The sequence below is a fragment of the Xanthomonas sp. DAR 35659 genome, from assembly GCF_041242975.1.
GTDB lineage: Bacteria > Pseudomonadota > Gammaproteobacteria > Xanthomonadales > Xanthomonadaceae > Xanthomonas_A > Xanthomonas_A medicagonis.
Genome location: NZ_CP162488.1, coordinates 3,960,923 through 3,982,059 on the forward strand (window position 1 = coordinate 3,960,923; position 21,137 = coordinate 3,982,059).

Sequence of the window (21,137 nt, forward strand, 5' to 3'; positions counted from 1 at the left end):
TTCGCCATGTCTCTTGACAGTCTTGTGGCACGTGGCCGCGACGGGCTTATCCACACCCTTATGCAGAAGTCATCCACACCCCCTGTGGACAATGTCGCGCTCGTGGGCGCAGCGGAAGCCATGGAGCAAGTGATTGAAAAATAAAAGAAAGCATTTGCCGCCTATTGACAAACGCGGATCCACGCCCGGGCCGGCTGCTGTCCCGCAACAAAGGCGGGACAAAACTTATCCCGAGGCCTGTTCGCTGCGCGTACGGTTCCGCGTTCCTGGCTGAATGCGCGTTGCCCTGGCCGTGGTGCCGGCCTGCGCCGTCGCCGACATGAGACGGACATGGGCGTGGGTTGCGGCTCGATGGATGAGAATACTGGCGAAGCCTCGTGCGCCCAAAACTCGGCGAGACGCTTCGCGCCGGACCCTCACCCCAACCCCTCTCCCGACGGGAGAGGGGCTAGCGGCTGCTCCCTTCTCCCATCGGGAGAAGGTGCCCCGAAGGGGCGGATGAGGGTGCGGGCGCAGCCTCGTGCACCCAAACTCCGCGAGACGCTTCGCGCCGGACCCTCACCCCAACCCCTCTCCCAACGGGAGAGGGGCTAGCGGCTGTTCCCTTCTCCCCTCGGGAGAAGGTGCCCCGCAGGGGCGGATGAGGGTACGGGCGCAGCCTCGTGCACCCAAACTCCGCGAGACGCTTCGCGCCGGACCCTCACCCCAACCCCTCTCCCGACGGGAGAGGGACTAGCGGCTGCTCCCTTCTCCCCTCGGGAGAAGGTGCCCCGCAGGGGCGGATGAGGGTGCGGGCGCAGCCTCGTGCACCCAAACTCCGCGAGACGCTTCGCGCCGTACCCTCACCCCAACCCCTCTCCCAGCGGGAGAGAGGCTAGCGGCTGCTCCCTTCTCCCATCGGGAGAAGGTGCCCCGCAGGGGCGGATGAGGGTGCGGGCGCAGCCTAGTGCCCCCAAACTCCGCGAGACGCTTCGCGCCGTACCCTCACCCCAACCCCTCTCCCAACGGGAGAGGGGCTTATCGAGGCGCCCCGGCAGGCTCAAACCAGCACGTCGCCGCCCGGCGTGGGCAGTAGGGATTCGGCCAGGCTGCGCTCCATCTGCTTGAGGTAATCGCTGAAACCGCCGCGCGCCCGCGCCACGCGCCTCGCGCTGGTGACCACCACCGGTTGCGCGCGGCGCGCGATTCGCGCCTGAACGCGCACCATCGCCTCGACCAGGGCCACATCCTCGTGCGCGGCCAGAGGCAGGAAGCCTCCGCAACGCCTGTAAAGTTCCGCGCTCAGCCCAAGGTTGGCGCCATGCACATGCGAGTGATCGTCGTGGCTGCATTCGCCGGCACGGTAGGCATCGCGCAGGGCGTTGCCGTAATCGTCCCAGTCGCCGACCGTGACGATGCCGCAGAACGCGTCGCTGGCACAGTCCAACTGCGCCGACAGCCAGTTCGCCGGCACCACCGAATCGGCATCGGTGCACGCCAGCCAGCGCGCGCCGGCGGCCAGCGCGGCCTGCGCCGCCGCCGCACGCGCGCTACCGACGTTGCCGACCTCCAGGACGATGGCCTGCGCGCCATGGGCGGCGACGATGCCGGCGGTGCCGTCGCTGCAACGATCCAGGGCGACAAACACCTGCACCGCCTCGCCGCACAGGCTGGCGCATTGCGCCGCCTGCGCCACCGAGCGCAGACAGGCGCCGATCAACAGTTCTTCGTCGTGCGCCGGAATCAGCACCGCAATCATCGCAGGCGCTCCGCGGCGGCGACCGAATACGGCGTCGCGCTCCAGGCTTCCAGCAGCACGTCGTCATCCTCGTAGCGCAACAGGCGCGGCAACGAAAGGGTCTGCGCCAGGCAGGCGTGCACGGCGCGCCCGTCCATGCACGCCTGCGCGAACGGATGCAGCCAGTGGCAGGCGACCAGCACGCCCTGTTCGCTCAGCGACGCGCGCAGGCGCTGGATGCAGTCCTGCAGTTGCGGCAACGGCAGGTAGTAGCCGACCTCGCTGAACACGATCAGGTCGAAGCGGCCCGGCGGCCAGTTGCGCGGGTGTTCGGCCTGACGCACCTGCACGTGCGCGGCGCCGGCATTGCGCTGGGTGGCCAGGGCCACCGCGCGTTCGGACAGGTCGGTGGCCAGCAGCGCCGCGCACCGCGGCGCCAGGGCCGCGGTCAATTCGCCATTGGAGCAGCCCAATTCCCAGGCGCGCTCGAAGCGCGCGCGCGGCAGGCTGGCCAGCAACAGGTCGCGCTTGCGCGCCTCGTACCAGCGCTCGCGATAGCCGAACGGATCGTCGTCGCGGTAGATGGCGCCGAAATACGCCTGGACCGAACTCATGCGACAAACACCTCGAAGCGGCGGGCGAAACGTTGCAGCACCTGCGGCGGCAGGATCGGCGCCGGCACCGCCGGATGCGCGGTGCCCAGTTGCGAGGCGAAGCAGCGCAGCGCCTGCTGCTTGGCCTGCCAGTCGGCATCGCTCAACGCATAGCGGACCGCACCGCGCGTGCGCTGGCCTCGTGATCCGGATGGCCATCGTGGCGCCAGGTGGTCAGCACCAGGTCGCCGTCCTGCAACTGCGCATGCAGGCGTTCGGCGACCACGTCCTCGCGCTGCCCGACCTCGCCGTCGGGGACGTGCAGATGGCCGATCGAATCGGCATCCACGCCCAGGCAGCGTGCGGCCGCGGCCAGTTCGGCGCGGCGCACCGCCCGCAGGCGCGGCGGCGTCCAGTACGGGTCATCCGGGTAGCAGGCTTCGCCGTCGGTCACCGCGATCAGGCATACCGGCATCCCCCGCCGCCGCGCGCAGGCGACCGCGCCGCCGCAGCCCAGCGCTTCGTCGTCCGGATGCGGCGACACCACCACCAGCCGCCGTGCGCCGGCGATCAGATCCTCGACAGGGCGTTGCGGCAAGGCCGCCAGCCACGGCGAATGCCGCCACGCCGACTCCGGCGTGCCCTCGCCGTGGATCCGCGGCGCGCTCACAGCCGCCATGGCTGCGCCTGCTCGCCCAGCGCCTGGCCCAGGGCCGCCCAATCGTGTTCGGCGTGGCTCTGGCGCACGAACACGGCCAGGTCGGCGCACCGCATGGCGTGTTCGCGATCGCTGCACAGCGGCGCCGGCCCCAGCGCGCGGCCGACGCGATCGAGCACGTCGCTGGCGGCGCGTTCCACGAACGAGCGCAGACGGATCACCGCATGCCGGTGATCGTGTTCGGGGGCGGCATCGATGGCCGCGGCCAGTTCGCGCAGCAGCGCGCGCGCTGCGCCGAGCTGCTGGTCGATCGCGCCCAGGTGCATCGCCGCATGCGCATCGCGCCGCAGCTTGGGATGCGCGCGCAGGCGCTCGGCCACCGCGCTCGCCGCGCCGAACCAGCACGCGGCGATGCCGGCGCCGCCGTGCCAGAACCCCGGGCGCGCCAGATAGTCGCCCGGCGCCCCGATCGCGCGCGCCGGCACCGCGGCGAAGGTCACCGGCCCGCTGACCACGCGCGCCATGCCGACCGCCACCCAGGCCTGCGTATCGATGGCGATGCCGGGATCGCGCAATCGCACCCGCACCAGGTGCAGGCGGTCCTCGTCGTGCGCGGTGAGCAACGCGCCATCGACCATGCCGGCACCGGAACACCAGGCCTTGCGGCCGTGCACCTCGCCGCCATGCGCGTCGCCGCGGTAGGCCAGGCGCGCATCCGGCGCTTCGGCGGCCCACACCGCGAATAGCTGCCCGGACGGCGGCGCCGCGGCGCCGAGTTCGGCCAGGATCGCCTGCGCGTCGTAATGCGCCTCCAGCACCTTGGCCAGGCACACGTCGGTGGCGGCGATCTCGGCCAGGATCCGCCAGCGGTCCAGGGTGTCGCCGCCACCGGGCGACGGCAGGTGCGGATAGCGCGCGAGCACGCGCAAGGCGGCGCTGCGCAGATCGCAGGCGTCGCCCAGGGCGGCGGGGGACAGCAATTCGGTCAAGCGCGTTCTCTCTGCAAAGACGGCGACAGCGCCGGCGGGTGGCCGCGTGCCGTGCGTCGGGTGCGGGTTCGGGGCGAGGCGCGATCACAGCAGGCGCCGCGCACGCAACGTGTGCACGCCGCGCGGCGGCGTGCACATGGATGAAGGGTTCATGCAGCGCGCCTGCGGCGCCGTTGCCGTACCCACGGCGCTGGCGCGGCGGCGCACCGGTCACGGCGTCAGGATCACCTTGCGGCAGTCCTGCTCCTTCTTGTCGAAGATCGCGTAGCCGTCGGCGGCCTGCGCAAGACTCATGCGGTGGGTAATGATCTCGTTCGGCTTGAGCCGGCCTTCGCCGATGTGCTCCAGCAGTTCCGGCATGAAACGCTGCACGTGGGTCTGGCCCATTTTGAAGCTCAGCCCCTTGTCGAAGGCGTCGCCGAACAGGAAGCCGTGGATGAAGCCGGCGTACACCCCGGGCACGCTGACCGTGCCGCCGCGGCGCGTGGCGGCGATGCACTGGCGCAGGGCCGTGCCGCTGCTGCCTTCCAGCTTCAGCGTGGCCATCACCGTCTCCACCGTGCTGCCCTTGGCCTCGAAGCCGACCGCGTCGATGCTGGCGTCCACGCCGCGGCCGTCGGTCTGGCCGACGATGATGTCGGCCGGATCGTCGATCTCCTCGAAGTTCAGCGGGATCACGCCGTAGGTCTTCTGCGCGAAATCCAGCCGGTACGGATAGCGGTCGACCATGAAGATGCGCTCGGCACCGAGCATGCGGCAACACGCCGCAGTCATCAGGCCCACCGGACCGGCACCGAAGATGGCCACCGTGCTGCCCTGGCACACGCCCGCGTTGAGCGCGGCCTGGTAGCCGGTGGGCAGGATGTCGGAGAGGAACAGGACCTGCTCGTCGTGCAGCACGTCGGGCACCACCAGCGGGCCGACATTGGCCTTGGGCACGCGCACGTATTCGGCCTGGCCGCCGGCGACGCCGCCGTACAGATGGCTGTAGCCGAACAGCGCCGCCGGCGGGCGGATGCCCTTCTGGTTCAGCGCGGCGCCCTTGCCGGTGTTGGTGGTCTCGCAGGCGGCGTATTCGGTGAGCCGGCAGTGGAAGCACTCGCCGCAGGCGATCACGAACGGGATCACCACGCGATCGCCGCGCTTCACCCGCGTCACGCCCGGGCCGATGTCCTCGACCACGCCCATGAACTCATGGCCGAGCACGTCGCCGGTATGCAGGTCGGGGATCTTGCCGCGGTACAGGTGCAGGTCCGAGCCGCAGATTGCGGTCGCGGTGACCCGCAGCACGATGTCGTCGGCGTCGATCAGCACTGGATCGGGCACGGTCTCCACGCGCACGTCCTTGGTGCCGTGATAGGTGAGGGCTTGCATTTGGAAGTCTCCTGGGCGGCGAGTGCTGCCAGTGTGGTCACGCGTTGCGTGCAACCCGGGTGACCAGCCTGTGAGAACAGCGTCGCGGTACCGCGGCAGCACGTGCTTCGGTGCGCGCATGGCTCTCGCAAAGCGGATGCATGCCGCGCCCATGGCGCAGAGAAGGCATAGCGCGCTGGCGCGCCTCGCCAGCGCGCGCGGTCATGGCGGAAGCGACGCCTCAACATGCCAACGCCTCGGCGCATTCGCGCGGCGCCGCATCGCTTGCGGGCGCACAGGCCGCGCGCACGCGGCCCGAGAGGCGACAGTGCGAGTGCGATGGACGGCGACGTGGCATCAGCGCAATCGCATGCGCGTGCCGACATCTCGCGCACTTGCGCACCAGCGCGACGGCGCGGGCAGCGCCAGCCACGCCGTCCGCCACGCACGCGCATCGCGTCGCCGGGCGGCGCGCGCCCCGCGCGCTCAGATCCGCGTGGTGGCCAGGAAGCGCTCGCGGTCCTGCTGGGTGCGGCGGCGGATCTCGGCCAGCGCCTGGCTCTCGGTCGCTTCCAGCATCGATTCGAACAGGCGCTGGAAGTGGTTGCGCATCGCGTTGCGCGAGGCGGCCGGATCGCGGGTCTTCAACGCTTCCAGGATCGCGGCGTGTTCGTCGGTGCGGGTGGCGTCGTCCTGGTGGCAGACGTGCGCGTATACCTGGCGCACCCGCGGCAGTTCGTTGCGCATGCGCCAGATCAGGTGGATGCAGTACTCCACCACCGGATTGCCGGACAGGCGCGCGATCGCCAGGTGGAAACGGCGGTCGTACTCGCCGGCCATCTCCTCGGTGGTGGTCGGATCGGACATCGCATGCACCAAGGCCTGCAGTTCCTCGATGTCGGCGTCGGTCAGGCGCCCGGCGGCCAGGGCCGCGGCCTCGGCCTCGATCACCGTGCGCGCGGCGGTCAGGTCGAATGCGGTGACGTCGGGCAGCGCGCCCTGCGCGTCGATCGGCCGCGGCCGCACGTACACGCCCGAGCCGGTCTTGATCGCGATCCAGCCCTGCGCCTCCAGCGCGATCTCGGCCTCGCGGATGGTCACCCGGCTCACCCCGAAACGCTCGGCCAGATCGCGCTCGCCGGGCAGCCGCGAACCGGTCGGGAATTCGCCCGACTCGATCAGCGACAGGATCTTCGCGGCGATGGACTGGTAGAGGCGGCTTTCGGACATCGAGCAGGACCCGTCTGGTGAATTCCACAGCGGCGCGGGGAGGACGCGCCGGCGCCGGCTGCGGCTCGAAAAACGGCGCGACCCGGGAGCCGCGCCGCTGCGTTCAGAACCGGTATCGTACACCGAAATATGCGCGCCGCCCGTAGCTGACGTACTCGCGGAAGTTGCCGTAGACAGGCTGGGATGCGACCCGCGGTTCGTTGGTCAGGTTCATCAGTTCCAGCGACAGCGACAGCTGTTTGCTGACCCGGTAGCGGGCGCGGAAATCGACGCTGGTGTTGTCGTCGTAGTAGCGGTTCTGCTGCGCGATATTGCCGGTGAAGTCCTGGTAATACTTGGAGCGGTACTTGCCGATCGCCTGCATGTCGAAGCGGCCCAGTTCCCAGTAGATCGAGCCGGACAGCACGTGGCGCGAGAACCCGCTGAGCCCGGCCGGGCCGACGATGGCCGGCAGCACGGTACCGGTGACCGCGTCGACCTGCTCGCCCAGGCGCGGATCCTGGGTCTCGTAGTCGGTGTCGGCGTAGTTGTAGCTGAGCTTGAGGCCCAGCCCATCGAACGGCTTGGGCAGGTAGGAGAAGCGGTGCGCGGCGCTGAGCTCGAAGCCGGTCAGCGTGCTCTTCTTGTCGGTGGTCACCTGGCGCGGGACCGGCACGGTGGCGCTGCGCCCGTCGACGACGAAGGTTTCGTCGAACAAGGCGGTCTCGGTGCCGCCGTTGAATTGCTTCCAGTACAGCGCGCCGGCCAGCAGGCTGTCCTCGTTGGGATACCACTCCAGCGACACGTCGCCGTTCCAGGACATCAGCGGCTTGGCCTCGGGATTGCCGCTGGCGGTGATCCCGGCCAAGGCCTCTTCCAGGGTGGTGAAATTCTCGGTCCCGGTGAGGTTGACGTTGCGTCCCGAGCCCAGCGCGGCGATGTCCGGACGCGACATCGCCCGGTACGCGCCCACGCGCAGCAGCAGGTTGTCGCGCAGTTCGAACGCGGCGTTGGCGCTGGGCAGCAGCTTGTCGTTGCCGGCCTTGGCGACCAGGGTCTGGTAGGCGCCGGTGGGCTGCAGGCGCAAGGTGCCGGCGCCGTTGTCGATCAGCTCCAGCTCGGCGCGCACGCCTTCCGAGCGCACGTCGGTCTTGACCCAGCGCACGCCCAGGTTGCCGCTCACCGGCAGGCCGAACAGTTCGCTGCGGTAGTCGGCCATCAGGAACAGCGCCTTGGTCTTCTCCACCACGTCGACGTTGTTGGGATCGCGGTAGTTCGGGTCCACGCCGGTGTCGCTGCTGCCGCGGAAGGCCTCGTACAGGCAGGACGGATCGAAGTAGGCCCAACTGGAGAGGGTGTTGCCGCTGGCCGCGTCGAGGAAGTCGTCCTGCGGGAACGGCGCGCGGCAGGCGCGGTTGGCGGCGACGATCTGCGCGCGCCCGGCGCCGCTGGCGGCGATGTCGGTGGTGATGGTGTTGTCGAAGTAGGTGTAGTCGGCCTGGCTGGCGCGCAGGCCGAAACTGATCTTGGTGAGCAGGCCCTCCTCGGGCAGGTAGCTGACGTCGAAGCGGCCGGCGCGAATGCGGTGCTCGTTGTCCTCTTCCTCGGAGGTGACCCGCGCCGCGCCGGTGTAGGCGTCCCAGTTGCCGGCGTCGAACGCCGGATCGAGCGCGATGCTCGGCACGTCGCCGCGCTTCTCCCAGTCGTAGTTGACGTAGCCGGTGGCGCCGCTGCTGATGCCCGGCACCACCGCGTTGTTCGCGTCGCGGGCGTTGGCGCGCAGGCGGGTCATGCGCTGGGTGTCCTGGCGCAGGGTGTGCGAATAGGACAGGTCGGTGGCGATCTCCCAGGCCACGCTCGGGCGCAGGATGATGTTCAGGCCGCCGCCGGTGTATTCCTCGTTGCGGTCGTAGCGCGTGGAGGTGGAATCGATCGAGGTGTTGCCCGAATAGCGGCGCAGCACGCCGTTGGCGTCGACGTCGCGGTTGACGATGCCGCGGCGGGTGTTGGACAGGCTCAGGTCCGAGCGGTTCTCGTGCCAGTTGCGGTCGGTGTGTTCGTAGTCGACGTTGACCTCGAGCAGGTCGTTGGGCTTCCACTGCACCGCGGCGAACTCGGACTGGCGGTCGTTGCGTTCCTGCTTGAGCCGGTAGATGCGGCTGCTCGGCACCAGGTAGTACGGCGCTCCGTTGGCGATGGCATTGGCGCCGACCTCGGCGCAGTTGGCGTTGCGCACGTTCTGGGTGCCGTCGCAGGCGTACCAGGTCGAGCCGCTGGTCATGCTCTCCTCAGGATCGGTGCCGTCCAGCGCCTGCAGCCCGATCGACACGCCGAGCTTGCCGCCGTTGGCGAACTCGAACTGGTCGATGTAGCTGGCGGTGCCGCGCCAGCCAATGCCGTCCTTGTCGCGGTACTTGTTGTCGTACTCGGCCCAGCTGCCGCGGCCGTCGAGCTGGATGGCGCGCTTGCCGTAGTCCAGCGGCTTCACCGTCTCCAGGCCGATGGTGCCGGCCACGCCGCCTTCGATCAGGTCGGCGCGCTGGGTCTTGTAGATGGCCACGGTGTTGATCAGTTCGGCCGGGAACATATTGAAGTTCACCGAGCGGTCGCCGCTGCCGTTGGTGATCTCGCGGCCGTTGAACTGGGTGCTGCTGAGGAACGCGCCGAGGCCGCGGATGGAGATCTCCGACGCGCCGGTCTTGTCGCGGGTGGAGGCGGCGCCGGTCAGGGTCTCGATGGCGTCGGCCAGCGACGGCGCCGGCAGGTCGCCGATGTCCTCGGCCGACAGCACGTCGGAGATCACCGTGTCGTCGCGCTTCTTGTTGATCGAGGACTGGATCGAACCGCGGATGCCGGTGACCTGGACCTGGTCCAGCGTGGTCGCCGCGCTGGCCGATTCCGGCGCTGGCGCGGACGGCGGCGGTTCCTGCGCCTGGGCCGCGACGCTGCTCAACGACACGGCGATGGCGCAGGCCAGCGCGGTGCGCAGGCTGCGTGCGCCGGCACGTCTGGCGGACGGTGCCGCATTGGGGTGCCGCATGGTCTCTCCTCCCGGGTAACGCCGTAGGGCTACGACTTGGGAGCGGAGCCTTTCATCGCCACTCGACCAATGTCAACAAATTGGTAGAAATATCCGTCCAGGCCAATTGGTTCTTTCATATGCCTGGCAATTTATGTGCATTTGCAGCACGAATCTGCGCCAAATAACCTTTCCAGATAACCGAATTTTGGTATGCGAATCTGGTTGACGACTGTTCGACCTCTGTTACCATCCAGCCCACGGCGACGCCGCCCGGCGCGCATCGGAGGGAGCAACATCATGGCAATCCCCGCCCCGCGCCACTGCGTCGCCCTGCTGGCGCTCGCGCTCGCCGCCAGCCAGGCCAGCGCCGCCGACATCCTGGTCGCCACGCCGGCCGAGTACCTCGCCGCGACCGCCGCCCTGCAGCCGGGCGACCAGGTGATCCTGGCCGACGGCGAATGGCGCGACTTCCAGATCGTGTTCACTGGCCAGGGCACCGCCGCCCAGCCGATCCGGCTGCGCGCGCAGACCCCGGGCAAGGTGATCGTCACCGGTCAGTCCAATCTGCGCATGGCCGGCGAATACCTGTTGGTCAGCGGCCTGGTGTTCCGCGACGGCTACACCCCTACCGAAGCGGTGCTGTCCTATCGCGTCTCCAGCAAGCAACGCGCGCGCCACAGCCGCATCAGCGGGGTGGTGATCGACCGCTTCAACCAACCCGAGCGCAGCCGCTCGGACAACTGGGTGGCGATGTACGACAACGACAACCGCTTCGACCACAACCAACTGGTCGGCAAGAACAATGCCGGCCCGACCATGGTGGTGGTGCGCGATACAGTGCAGGGCCTGGACAACCGCCACCGCATCGACCACAACTGGTTCGGCCCGCGCCCCAACCTGGGCGCCAACGGTGGCGAAACCCTGCGCATCGGCACCAGCAACGACGCCGGTTCCGACTCCAACTCGCTGGTGGAGAACAACTGGTTCGAGGGCTGCGACGGCGAAGTGGAGATCGTTTCCAACAAGTCCGGCGGCAACACCTACCGCGGCAACGTGTTCAAGCGCTCGCGCGGCGCGCTGGTGCTACGCCACGGCGACGGCAACCTGGTCGAGAACAACGTGTTCTTCGGCGACGGCAAGGACGACACCGGCGGCGTTCGCGTCATCAACCGTAGGCAGACGGTGCGCAACAACTACTTCGAAGGCTTGGCCGGCGACGGCTATTCGGCGGCGCTGAGCATCATGTACGGCGTGCCGAATTCGCCGGCCAACCGCTACGTGCAGGTGCAGCAGGCGCTGATCGAGCACAACACCTTTGTCACCAGCAAGCAGCTGTTCTTCGGCGCCGGCAAGGACGACGAGCGCACCGCCGCGCCGATCGACAGCGACTTCGCCGACAACTTGATCGTCGCCGAGCACGACCCGGTGCGCGTGCTCGGCGACCTGTCCGGGATCTCCTTCAGCGGCAACCTGCAGAGTCCGAACGCCTCGCCGCGGCTGCCCGGCGGGGTAACCGGCCGCACGTTGGCGATGACGCGCGCAGCCACCGGCCTGCTGGTCGCGGCGGACGCCGGCGGCATCGGTGCAGACCCTGCGCTGACCTATGTGCCGCGCGACGACGTCGGCGTGGCCTGGTACGCGAAGGAAACCGTGCCGGTGGCGCTGGACAGCGGCCGCCGCCAGCGCGTGCGGCCCGGCAACGACACGCTCGCGCACGCGGTGGCGGCCGCCGGCGCCGGCGATCGCCTGCAGTTGGATGCCGGCCGCTACCAGGTCGATCAGGTCCTGGCGCTGCACCACCCACTCAGCGTCGAAGGCCCGGTGCGCGGCCAGGCGCGGATCGCGTTCTCGCGCGCCACGCTGTTCCAGATCGAAGCCGGTGGCGCGCTGAAGCTGGCGCGGCTGCAGATCGACGGCAGCGGCGCAGCGGACCAAGTGGGCAATGCCGTGATCCGCACCGCGCCCGGTTCCAATGCGGCCAACTACGACCTGGTGATCGAGGACAGCCGCATCCACGGCCTCGCCGGCAACCGCGGCTTCGACGTGATCGCGCTGGGCAAGGGCACGCTCGCCGAGCGCATCGCACTGCGTCGCGTGGTGGTGGAGGACGTGTCCGGCGCGGTGCTGTCGGCGCGCGCCGAAACCAACGACCGCGGCACTTACAACGCCGCGTGGGTGGAGATCGCCGACGCGCAGTTCCGCCGCATCGCCGGACCGGCGGTGGATCTGTACCGCGGCGGCCGCGACGAGAGCACCTTCGGTCCGGTGCTGACGGTCAGCGGCTCGCGCTTCGAACGCGTCGGCGGCGCGCAGGTGCCGTCGCTGCGCCTGCACGGCGTGCAGCGCACCTTCCTGCACGACAACCAATTCGTCGACAGCGCCGCGCTCAGCGTCATCCGCACCACCGGCACGCCGCAACTGACCGCCACCCGCAACCAATTCCTCGGCACGCCGGCGCTGTCCGCCGACGCCGGCGCGGAGCCTTTGCTATGACCCGATCCAACCGCCTGATGCTGCTGGTGCTGGCCGGCACCACCGGCATCATGCCACTCGCCTGGGCCGCACCCGCCCCCACCCCCAGCGCCCGTGCCGCCGTCGCCAGCGACACCGCCCCGGTGCTGGTCAGCGCAGACGAATGGCGGCAGATGGCCCGCGACGGCGCGCGCTATCCGCTGTTCGCGCGCGAACAGGCGCGCGCCGAGGCCAGCCTGCGCAAGGCGATGCGGGCCGGCATCGACGTGCCGGTGCCCAAGGACCCGGGCGGCGGCGCCAGCCACGAGCAGCACAAGCGCAACTACCAGGCGATCCAGGCCGCCGGCGCGCTGTATCGGCTCACCGGCGAGCGCGCCTACGCCGACTACGCGCGCGACCTGCTGCTGGCCTACGCCAAGCTGTACCCGACCCTGGGCGCGCACCCGGCCGGGCGCGGCCAGGTGCCGGGCCGGCTGTTCTGGCAATCGCTCAACGACTCGGTCTGGCTGGTCTACGCCGCGCAGGGCTACGACGCGATCCGCGACAGCCTGACGCCTGCCGAGCGCGAGACCATCGACGCGCAGGTGTTCCGGCGCATGGCGCATTTCCTGTGCGAGGAAAGCGCGGACAACTTCGACAAGATCCACAACCACGCCACCTGGTCGGTGGCCGCGGTCGGCATGACCGGCTACGTGCTGCGCGATCCGGCGATGGTCGACAAGGCGCTGCGCGGCAGCAAGCGCGACGGCAAGGCCGGCTTCCTGAAGCAGATCGACCAATTGTTCTCGCCCGACGGCTACTACGCCGAGGGCCCCTACTACCAGCGCTATGCGTTGGCGCCGTTCGTGCTGTTCGCACGCGCGATCGAGCGCAACCAGCCGCAGCAGCGGATCTTCCAGCGCCGCGACGGCGTGCTGCTGAAGGCGGTGGACACGCTGGTGCAGAGCAGCTACGCCGGCTATTTCTTCCCGATCAACGACGCCATCCTGGACAAGGGCCTGGACACCGAGGAACTGGTCGCCGGCCTTGGCATCGCCTATGCGCAGACCCACGACGCGCGCCTGCTGTCCATCGCCCAGCGCCAGCAGCGGGTGCTGCTGACGCCGGAAGGCCTTGGCGTGGCCGCCGCGCTGGCGCAGAACCAGGCCAAGCCGTTCGCGTTCCGCTCGACGCTGCTGCGCGACGGCGCCGACGGCGACCACGGCGCGCTGGCGATCCTGCGCGCCGGCGGCGAGGACGGCCAGACCCTGGTGATGAAGAACACCTCGCAGGGCATGGGCCACGGCCACTTCGACAAGTTGAACTGGCTGTTCTACGACAACGGCCAGCGCGTGGTCACCGACTACGGCGCGGCACGCTTCCTCAACGTGGAGGCCAAGTCCGGCGGCATCTACCTCCCCGAGAACACCAGTTGGGCCAAGACCACGGTGGCGCACAACACGCTGGTGGTGAACGAGCGCAGCCACTTCGACGGCGACTGGCGCGTGGGCGAGCACTACGCGCCGACACCGCTGCTGTTCGCCCGCGACGACACCACCCAGATCGTGTCCGCACGCATGGATCACGCCTACGAGGGCGTCAGCTTCACCCGCACCCAGGCGCTGCTGACGCATCCGGAGCTGGGCCTGCCGATTGTGATCGACCTGCTGCGCGTGCACGGCGCCAAGCCGGCGCGCTACGACCTGCCGCTGCATTTCAACGGCCACATCATGCAGGTCGGCTTCGACGCGAAACGCGCCGTGGCCGAACGCCCGGTGCTGGGCAAGGCCAACGGCTACCAACACCTGTGGGTGGATGCGAGCAGCGACGCGTCACAGGCGCCGCGCAGCCTGAGCTGGCTGCTGGACGGGCGCTTCTACAGCTACCGCTTCGGCAGCAGCGCGCCATCGCGCGCGCTCCTGGCCGAGAGCGGCGCCAACGATCCGGACTTCAACCTGCGCCGCGAGCCGATGCTGCTGCAGCGCGTGGACGGCCAGGCCGACGTCACGTTCTTCGGCGTGCTGGAGCCGCATGGCGAGTACAACGGCACTGCCGAATACGTGCACGGCGCCGACAGCCGCATCCGCGACATCGCGCGCGTGCGCGGCGACGACGCCGAGGTGATCGTGCTGACCCTGGCCTCGGGCAAGACCCTGGCGCTGGCGGTGGCCGACGATGCCGCCGCCGGGCGCGAACACAGCGTGCAGGCACAGGGACAGCGCTACGCCTGGCGCGGCGGCTACGCGCGCTTCGACCGCGCGGCGGGCGGCCAGTGAGCGCGCCGGTGCCCGGCCTGGCCAAGCCGACCAAACGCAGCGCGGTGCGCTGGCTGATCGTGGGCCTGATCGCGGTGGCCACGGTGATCAACTACATCGACCGCAATGCCTTGGCGGTGATGTGGCCGGCGATCTCGAAGGATATCGGCGCGACCAAGGAAGACTACGCGCTGCTGGTGACCATCTTCATGCTGTTCTATGCCGCCGGGCAGTTCGTGTTCGGGCGCCTGTTCGACATCATCGGCACGCGCATGGGCTTCGCGCTGTCGATCGCGGTGTGGTCGATCTCCATCGCGCTGCACGCGGTGACCCATTCGATCCTATCCTTTGGCGTGGTGCGGGCGATGCTCGGCATCAGCGAGGCCGGCGCCTGGCCGGGCGCGGTCAAGGCCAACGCCGAATGGTTCCCGGCGCGCGAGCGCGCACTGGCGCAGGGCATCTTCAATGCCGGCGCGTCGATCGGCGCGATCGTGTCGGCGCCGCTGATCGCGCTGCTGTTCGTGTGGCTGGGCTGGAAAGGCACCTTCGTGCTGGTCGGCGCGATCGGCTTCGTGTGGCTGCTGCCATGGCTGGTGATCTACCGCGCCGGCCCGGACCGGCACCCGTGGGTCAACGCCGCCGAGCGCGCGCTGATCCTGGATGCGCCGGCCGACGGCAGCGCCGCGCACACGCCGGCCTATGTGCCGAGCCTGCGCCAGATCATGTCGCACCGGCAGAGCTGGGGCATCGTGCTGGCGCGCTTCTTCATCGATCCGATCTGGTGGCTGTTCGTGTCGTGGCTGCCGATCTACCTGGCCGAGACCTTCCACTTCGACATCAAGCAGATCGGCGCGTTCGCCTGGGTGCCGTTCGTCGGCGCGATGCTCGGCAGCCTGTCCGGCGGCTGGCTGTCCGGGCGCCTGATCGCGGCCGGCTGGAGCGTGGACCGCGCGCGCAAATGGACCATCACCCTGGGCGGGGCGATCATGGCGCCGGCGCTGCTCGGCGCGGTGCTCGCCGCCGAACCGACCGTCGCGGTACTGACCATCGCCGCGGTGCTGTTCGGTTTCCAGATCGCGATCGGCAACATCCAGACCCTGCCCGGCGACCTGTTCGACGGCAAGTCGGTCGGCTCGCTGGCCGGCATCGGCGGCATGGCCGCGGTGGCCGGCACGCTGGTCACCACCTGGCTGGTGCCGGTGATGACCGCCCACTCCTACGCCCCCATGTTCATCCTCGTCGCCGCGCTGGTGCCGGCCTCGCTGGCCGCTGTGTGGCTGGTGACCGGCCGCATCCACAAGCTCGACGCTCCCTCCGCACGCGACTGATCGCGCGCCTTCCCCTCCCCCCGCAAAGGACTCATCGCCCATGCAATTCAAAGACAAGGTGGCCATCGTCACCGGCGGCGGCCGCGACATCGGCCGCGACGTTTCGCTGAAGCTGGCCGCCGCCGGCGCCAAGGTGTGCATCAACTACGCCAACGACGCGGCCAGCGCCGAGGAAACGCTGCGGCGGATCCAGGCCGCCGGCGGCCAGGCCATCGTGCACCGCGCCGACGCGGCCGATGCGCAAGGCGTGGCCGGCCTGGTCGCGGCGACGCAGCAGGCGTTCGGCGCGCGCATCGACGTGCTGGTCAACGTCGCCGGCGGCATGGTCGCGCGCAAGCCGCTGGCCGACATCGACGAAGCCTTCTTCCACCAGGTCATGGACCTCAACCTGAAGTCGGTGTTCCTGACCACGCAGGCGGTGGCGCCGCACATGCAGGCCGGCGCGGCCATCGTCAACTTCGCCTCGCTGGCCGGCCGCGACGGCGGCGGCCCGGGCGCGGCGATCTACGCCACCGCCAAGGCCGCGGTGATGACCTTTTCGCGGGCGATGGCCAAGGAACTGGGCCCGCGCGGCATCCGCGTCAACGCCTTGTGCTGCGGCATGATCGCCACCCGCTTCCACGACGACTTCACCAAGCCGGAAGTGCGCAGCTTCGTCGCCAACGCCACCCCGCTGCGCCGCGAAGGGCGCGCCGAGGAAGCCGCCGACGCGGCGCTGTACCTGGCCTCGGACGCGGCCAGCTTCATCAACGGCGCCAACCTCGACGTCAACGGCGGCGTGTTCTTTTCCTGATTCCGGCGTAGGAGCCACGCTCATGGTCTTGCGATTCCCGCGCGTGCGGCGCTTGGTCTGGAATGCCGCCGCGGCGGCGATGCTCGCGCTGTGCCTCGCCGTCCCGGCGACGGCGCAGGACGCGGCGCACTGGGTGCCGGCATGGATCGCCTCGCCCACCCCGGACCGGCTCGACGGCCCGGGCGGCAGCTCGCTGCAGCTCGAACGCCAGAGCGTGCGCCAGGACATGCGCCTGGGCACCGCCGCGCAGGCGCTGCGCTTCCGCATCAGCAACGAACTGGGCACCGCGCCGCTGCGCATCGGCGCGGCCTCGGTGCGTCTGGCCGATGCCGCACAGCCGGCGCAGGCGGTGCTGTTCGGCGGCCGCGCCGAGGTCGTGCTGCCAGCGGGTGGCGTCCTGCTCAGCGATCCGGTGGCGTTGCGCGTGCCGGCCCTGGCCGAGGTCGCGCTGACCCTGTATTTCCCGGACGCGGTGCGGCCGGCGGTCCGCCGCACCGCGGTGCGCGTGGCCGACGGCCAGGCCGACGTGCCCGCCGCCACCGCGCTGAGCTACCGGCAGAACGTGGTGTCGGCGGTGTATGCGCAGACCACGGCCCGGCCGCGCGTGGTGGTGGCCCTGGGCGACTCGATCACCGAAGGCGCCACCGCCAGCCGCGGCCGCCACGGCGACTGGCCGGCGCTGCTGGCCACGCGCCTGGAACAGGCCTGCCCCGGCCAGGTGGTGGTGCTCAACGCCGGCATCAGCGGCAACAAGCTGCTCGACGCCGGCCGCAGCCCCAGCGCGCTGTCGCGCCTGGACCGCGACGTGATCGCCCTGCCCGGCGTGGACCAGGTGCTGCTGCTGGAAGGCATCAACGACATCCGCCACGGCGGCGCGCCGGCGCTCGTACCCGGACGCGACGCCGCCGACATGATCCTCGGCTACCGGCAGGTGATCGATCGCCTGAGCCAACACGGCATCGCCACCATCGGCGCGACGCTGACGCCGTTCGGCGGCTCCGAGCGCTACGAGCCGGTCGCCGCCGCCACCCGCCAGGCGTTGAACGACTTCATCCGCAACGGCAAGGCGTTCTCGGCGGTGATCGACTTCGACGCGGCCCTGCGCGCGCCGGATCAGCCCGAATCGCTGCCGGCCGCGATCACCCGCGACCACCTGCACCCCAACGACGCGGGCTATGCGCGCATGGCCGCGGCCATCGACCTGTCGCTGTTCGGCTGCAAGGCGCGCTGACCGAGCGGGATCGGGGCGTTGTTGCCGCGGCGTTGAGTGCACGAGGCTGCGCACGTCCCCTCATCCGCCCCTGCTGGTCCCCCGAAAAGGGGGCAGTGTTCCCGATGTAAGAAGGGAAGTTAGCCCCTCTCCCGTCGGGAGAGGGGTTGGGGTGAGGGTCCGGCGCAAAGCGACTCGCGGCGTTTGAGGCATGTCCTCACTGCAAGGGCCACCACACAGAAAACATCGATCCCGATTGAGCACGCGCCGTCGCCGCAGGCCGCCGCGAGCGGATCCGGTGGTGCCTTACCATGGGGCTTCCCGGACCGCGAACCCCACCCATGCCCGACAGCCTCCACGACCTGCAAGCCGCCCAGCGCGCATTCGCCGACGCACGCGAGTGGGGCCGGTTTCACACCCCGCGCAACCTGGCCGCGGCGCTATCGGTCGAGGCGTCGGAACTGCTCGAGCATTTCCAGTGGCTCACCGACGAGCAGAGCCGACAATTGTCGGACGACAAGAAGGCGCAGGTCGGCAGCGAAGTCGCCGACGTACTGCTCTACCTGCTGCAACTCTGCGACAAGCTCGGCATCGATCCGATCGAGGCCGCGCGGCAGAAGATGCTGGTGAATGCCAGGAAGTATCCGGTCGAGCGCGCCAAGGGGCGTATCACCAAGTACACCGAGCTGTAGGCGCGCGGGGCCGGCGGCGACGTGGCGGCCACTGGCGCACGCCGGCCGCGGCCGCCCATGCTCAGGTGGTTCTTGAGCCGCGCTTGCCGCCGGCCGATGTCCTGGCCGCGGTCCTCTTGGTCGTCGTCTTCCGCGCCGCCGTTTTCTTCGCCGTGCTCTTTCTGGCCGCGGACGTCTTGCTTGCCGACTTCCTGGCAGCGGATTTCCTTGCCGCGGGTGTCTTGCTCGCCGCAGTCCGGGGCGTGGCCTGCTTGCCGGCAGACTTGGCCGTGGATGTCTTCGCCGCCTTCTTCGCCGTAGTGCCGCGCGTCGCCGCGGCTTTCTTGGCCGCGGCCTTGCGCACGGCGGGCCCCTTGGTGTGCGCCGCTTTCTTCGCGGCGGCCGAACGGCTGGACGCGGTGCGCTTGCCGGCGGCTTTCTTGGCCTGCGTCGACAACGCCTTCTTGCCGACCGTGCGCGTGGCCGTGGCGCCCTTGCTGGCGGTCTTGAGCGCCTTCTTGGCGCCGCGCGAGCGCGTCGGCCACGGCGTCTTGCCGCTGCCGCCCTTGCGTTCTTCCTTGGCCACCTTCTTCCTGGTCGCCTTGGACGCCGTCTTCGATGCCCCGGTCTTGACGCCGGCGCGGCGCGCCTTCGACAGGCCGATGGCGATCGCCTGCTTGGTCGATTTCACCTCGGTCTTGCCTTCGCGGACGCGCTCGATCTCCTCACGCACGAATTCGCCGGCCTGCGTGCTGCCCGCCTTGCCCTGGCGCTTGTCGCGTCTGGCGCGTGCCGTGGTGGATTGCTCTGGCATGACGTTCTCCTGCAACCGGCCGAAAATGGCCACCGCCACAGGTGTAACAGCCAAAAAGTAAAGAACCGGCATAAACCGCGCGAAGCGCATGTGCACTGCATACGCTTGCTTACGGACAGCGTGGTTCGGGTCGGGACGCAGCGGAAGTGCAGCAGCAATCCCGACCAGGTGTCGCCGCAACATCGCCAGCGCGCACCAGCGAGCGAGCATCCACGCTCACCTCGCTCGTACCGCGCGTCGCAAGCGCGGCGGCGCCATGCTGTGGTTGCGCGCGTCGCTCCCGCGACGTTGCCGCCGGCAAGCCACACCCGTGCCGTCCGCGGCGGCGGCTGAGTTGGGCGGGTAGGCAGACGGACGCTGCGCAGGGCAGCGCTGTGCATGTGGTGCAAACGCCATCGACACTGCATGCGATGCGCCGACGCCTACCGGAATGCGCGCGCCCTTCTTCGCAGCCCGCGTCGCACAGCGCAGCGCGGCATAGGACTGCGGCGTGCGCGGTGGCTTAGCGACCGCGCACGCGCCGGTTCGGCACCGCATCGGCACCGTCCACCGCATCGGCCGGCGCCGGTTCCCAGCCGAACACGCTGCGCCCGCCATAGCGGTGCGACAGGCGCCGCTCCTCGGCGATCAGCGCGTCCACCGACGGTCCGCGCGCCTGCGGCTCCAGCAGACGCGCCTGCGCGTCCAGGCGCCGGATCGCCTCCAGCTTCTCCTCGCGCCCCAGCTTGGCCTGGCTGACCGCGCTCTTGAGCACGCCGATGGTGTGGTCGTAGACGCGCGTCGGCACCGGGAACGGATGCCGGTCCTTGCCGCCGTGCGCCATCGAGAAGCGCGCCGGGTCGGTGAAACGGCACGGAGTGCCGTGCAGCACTTCCGCCACCAGCGCCAGCGCGCGCACGGTGCGCGCGCCGACGCCGGGCACCTGCAGCAGTTCGGCGAAATCCTGCGGTCCGCATTCGGCGGCGGCGGCCAGGTTGGCGTGCAGGCGCCGGGTCACGATGTCGCTGCCGCGCACGTCGTGGTGATCGGGCAACGACAGATGCGGCAGGCCGGAGGGCAGGCGCGCCGGCGGCGCCGCGGACACGGCGGCGAACAGATCGCCGCTCGGCGCGAACAACGGATCGGCCTCCGCGGTGCGCGCGCCAGGCGCGGGGTCGCGTGCGGCGTGTGCGGTCGCGACGGCACGCGGCGCGGGCGATGCCGCATTGCCCGCGGCGGCCTGCAAGGCGCCGTACTCCCGCGCGATCCGGTCCGGCCCCAGCGTCTGCAACAGTTCCACCTGCGCCGCACGCGCTGCGGCGGCGCGGTGGTCGGCGAGATTGACGATGCGGCCCTGACCCGGCCCGTCGATCGCCGCATGCGGCGCATCGACGAAACTGGTCAACCCGTCGGACAGCCAGTGATAGCGCCGCGCCTGCTTGCTGGCGCCGTTCATGCCCTGCTGCACCACCACCCACTGCCCGTCGTCGCCGACGATGAAGCCATGCAGGTACAGATCGAAACCGTCCTGCACCGCGGCGCTGTCCACCTTCGCCACCAGCCGGCTGGCGCGCGCCAGGCCCGCGCCGTCCAGCCCGGTGCGCTCGCCCACCGCGCACAACTCCTCGGGCGTGGCGCGCGAATGCCGCCCGCGCCCGCCGCAGACGTGGATGCCCAGTTCGCCGGCCAGCGGCGTCAGTCCGCGCTTGAGCGCACCGAGCACGCTGGTGGTGATGCCGGAGGAATGCCAGTCCATGCCCATCACCGCGCCGAACGACTGGAACCAGAACGGATGCGCCAGACGCCGCAACAATTCGTCGCGCCCATAGCTGTGCACGATGGCCTGGCACATCACCGCCCCAAGCCGGGTCATGCGCTCGCCCAGCCAGTGCGGCACGCGCCCGCCATGCAGGGGCAGATCGGCGCTGCCGGAACGTCGGCTCATTCGTGGAACTCCGGGAAAAACGGATCGCCAGCGTAGCCAGGCCGCGTCTCACCGCGCGACCCAGCGGCCGTGAACAGACTGAGCCATTCAGCGAAGAACCCTCGCGACTCCACCACCCTGCAGCCGGGGCCGAGGCCCCGCCTACAGCGT

The 21,137-nt window shown here is 70.1% G+C and carries 13 protein-coding genes and 2 pseudogenes; 6 read left to right on the forward strand and 9 right to left on the reverse strand.

From position 1 onward, the window contains the following. Positions 1-1,039: 1,039 nt before the first annotated feature. The 7 genes and pseudogenes from AB3X07_RS16555 to AB3X07_RS16585 form a co-directional block, all read right to left on the reverse strand. The gene (locus AB3X07_RS16555) at positions 1,040-1,738 is read right to left on the reverse strand and encodes a glycosyltransferase (protein WP_369939748.1); all 699 of its coding nucleotides are present in this window, start codon (positions 1,736-1,738) and stop codon (positions 1,040-1,042) included. Beyond that, positions 1,735-2,331: a class I SAM-dependent DNA methyltransferase gene (locus tag AB3X07_RS16560; protein WP_369939749.1), complete on the reverse strand. Its 597-nt coding sequence runs from the start codon at positions 2,329-2,331 to the stop codon at positions 1,735-1,737. Before AB3X07_RS16560 ends, AB3X07_RS16555 begins: the two co-directional genes overlap by 4 nt. Next, a pseudogene (locus AB3X07_RS16565) lies at positions 2,328-2,989 on the reverse strand (PIG-L deacetylase family protein). The gene AB3X07_RS16560 and the pseudogene AB3X07_RS16565 overlap by 4 nt, the downstream one beginning before the upstream one ends. Next, positions 2,977-3,957: an acyl-CoA dehydrogenase gene (locus tag AB3X07_RS16570; RefSeq protein WP_369939751.1), complete on the reverse strand. Its 981-nt coding sequence runs from the start codon at positions 3,955-3,957 to the stop codon at positions 2,977-2,979. Before AB3X07_RS16570 ends, AB3X07_RS16565 begins: the two are co-directional and overlap by 13 nt. Positions 3,958-4,167: 210 nt before the next feature. Next, entirely contained in the window at positions 4,168-5,331 is a 1,164-nt protein-coding gene (locus tag AB3X07_RS16575) for a zinc-dependent alcohol dehydrogenase (protein ID WP_369939752.1), read from the reverse strand. Positions 5,332-5,796: 465 nt separating this feature from the next. Further along, the gene (locus AB3X07_RS16580) at positions 5,797-6,540 is read right to left on the reverse strand and encodes a FadR/GntR family transcriptional regulator (protein ID WP_369939754.1); all 744 of its coding nucleotides are present in this window, start codon (positions 6,538-6,540) and stop codon (positions 5,797-5,799) included. 103 nt (positions 6,541-6,643) lie between these two features. Beyond that, entirely contained in the window at positions 6,644-9,559 is a 2,916-nt protein-coding gene (locus AB3X07_RS16585) for a TonB-dependent receptor (RefSeq protein ID WP_369939755.1), read from the reverse strand. A 279-nt stretch (positions 9,560-9,838) separates the two neighbouring features. Between AB3X07_RS16585 and AB3X07_RS16590 the strand changes: the two genes are divergently transcribed. The 6 genes from AB3X07_RS16590 to AB3X07_RS16615 all read left to right on the forward strand — a co-directional run bounded on the left by AB3X07_RS16590 (position 9,839) and on the right by AB3X07_RS16615 (position 18,270). Then, entirely contained in the window at positions 9,839-12,034 is a 2,196-nt protein-coding gene (locus tag AB3X07_RS16590; RefSeq protein ID WP_369939756.1) for a polysaccharide lyase 6 family protein, read from the forward strand. Between the two features lie 17 nt (positions 12,035-12,051). Next, positions 12,052-14,268, forward strand: coding sequence for an oligoalginate lyase (locus AB3X07_RS16595; RefSeq protein ID WP_369944790.1), 2,217 nt, complete (start codon positions 12,052-12,054; stop codon positions 14,266-14,268). Further along, entirely contained in the window at positions 14,265-15,575 is a 1,311-nt protein-coding gene (locus AB3X07_RS16600) for an MFS transporter (protein ID WP_369939758.1), read from the forward strand. The genes AB3X07_RS16595 and AB3X07_RS16600 overlap by 4 nt, the downstream gene beginning before the upstream one ends. A gap of 40 nt (positions 15,576-15,615) precedes the next feature. Continuing rightward, positions 15,616-16,368 carry an SDR family NAD(P)-dependent oxidoreductase gene (locus AB3X07_RS16605; RefSeq protein ID WP_369939759.1) on the forward strand — a complete coding sequence of 251 codons (753 nt, stop codon included), beginning with the start codon at positions 15,616-15,618 and terminating at the stop codon, positions 16,366-16,368. Positions 16,369-16,390: 22 nt separating this feature from the next. Further along, a complete protein-coding gene (locus AB3X07_RS16610; protein WP_369939760.1) occupies positions 16,391-17,599 on the forward strand; it encodes an SGNH/GDSL hydrolase family protein in 1,209 nt (402 codons plus the stop codon). 320 nt (positions 17,600-17,919) lie between these two features. Further along, positions 17,920-18,270 carry a nucleotide pyrophosphohydrolase gene (locus AB3X07_RS16615; protein ID WP_369939761.1) on the forward strand — a complete coding sequence of 117 codons (351 nt, stop codon included), beginning with the start codon at positions 17,920-17,922 and terminating at the stop codon, positions 18,268-18,270. A gap of 280 nt (positions 18,271-18,550) precedes the next feature. On the opposite strand, the pseudogene AB3X07_RS16620 reads toward AB3X07_RS16615, so the two are convergent. Together AB3X07_RS16620 and AB3X07_RS16625 are read right to left on the reverse strand one after the other, a co-directional pair. Continuing rightward, a pseudogene (locus tag AB3X07_RS16620) lies at positions 18,551-19,063 on the reverse strand (DUF6496 domain-containing protein); the annotation flags it as partial. Between the two features lie 502 nt (positions 19,064-19,565). Further along, positions 19,566-20,987: a DUF763 domain-containing protein gene (locus AB3X07_RS16625; RefSeq protein ID WP_369939763.1), complete on the reverse strand. Its 1,422-nt coding sequence runs from the start codon at positions 20,985-20,987 to the stop codon at positions 19,566-19,568. Positions 20,988-21,137 lie beyond the last annotated feature (150 nt).

Bases quoted from the DNA above. Each gene is read 5' to 3' on its own strand.
- AB3X07_RS16585 (WP_369939755.1), bottom strand. From the start codon at position 9,559: ATGCGGCACCCCAATGCGGCACCGTCCGCCAGACGTGCCGGCGCACGC.
- AB3X07_RS16560 (WP_369939749.1), bottom strand. From the start codon at position 2,331: ATGAGTTCGGTCCAGGCGTATTTCGGCGCCATCTACCGCGACGACGAT.
- AB3X07_RS16555 (WP_369939748.1), bottom strand. From the start codon at position 1,738: ATGATTGCGGTGCTGATTCCGGCGCACGACGAAGAACTGTTGATCGGC.
- AB3X07_RS16590 (WP_369939756.1), top strand. From the start codon at position 9,839: ATGGCAATCCCCGCCCCGCGCCACTGCGTCGCCCTGCTGGCGCTCGCG.
- AB3X07_RS16610 (WP_369939760.1), top strand. From the start codon at position 16,391: ATGGTCTTGCGATTCCCGCGCGTGCGGCGCTTGGTCTGGAATGCCGCC.
- AB3X07_RS16605 (WP_369939759.1), top strand. From the start codon at position 15,616: ATGCAATTCAAAGACAAGGTGGCCATCGTCACCGGCGGCGGCCGCGAC.
- AB3X07_RS16580 (WP_369939754.1), bottom strand. From the start codon at position 6,540: ATGTCCGAAAGCCGCCTCTACCAGTCCATCGCCGCGAAGATCCTGTCG.
- AB3X07_RS16595 (WP_369944790.1), top strand. From the start codon at position 12,052: ATGCTGCTGGTGCTGGCCGGCACCACCGGCATCATGCCACTCGCCTGG.
- AB3X07_RS16575 (WP_369939752.1), bottom strand. From the start codon at position 5,331: ATGCAAGCCCTCACCTATCACGGCACCAAGGACGTGCGCGTGGAGACC.
- AB3X07_RS16625 (WP_369939763.1), bottom strand. From the start codon at position 20,987: ATGAGCCGACGTTCCGGCAGCGCCGATCTGCCCCTGCATGGCGGGCGC.
- AB3X07_RS16615 (WP_369939761.1), top strand. From the start codon at position 17,920: ATGCCCGACAGCCTCCACGACCTGCAAGCCGCCCAGCGCGCATTCGCC.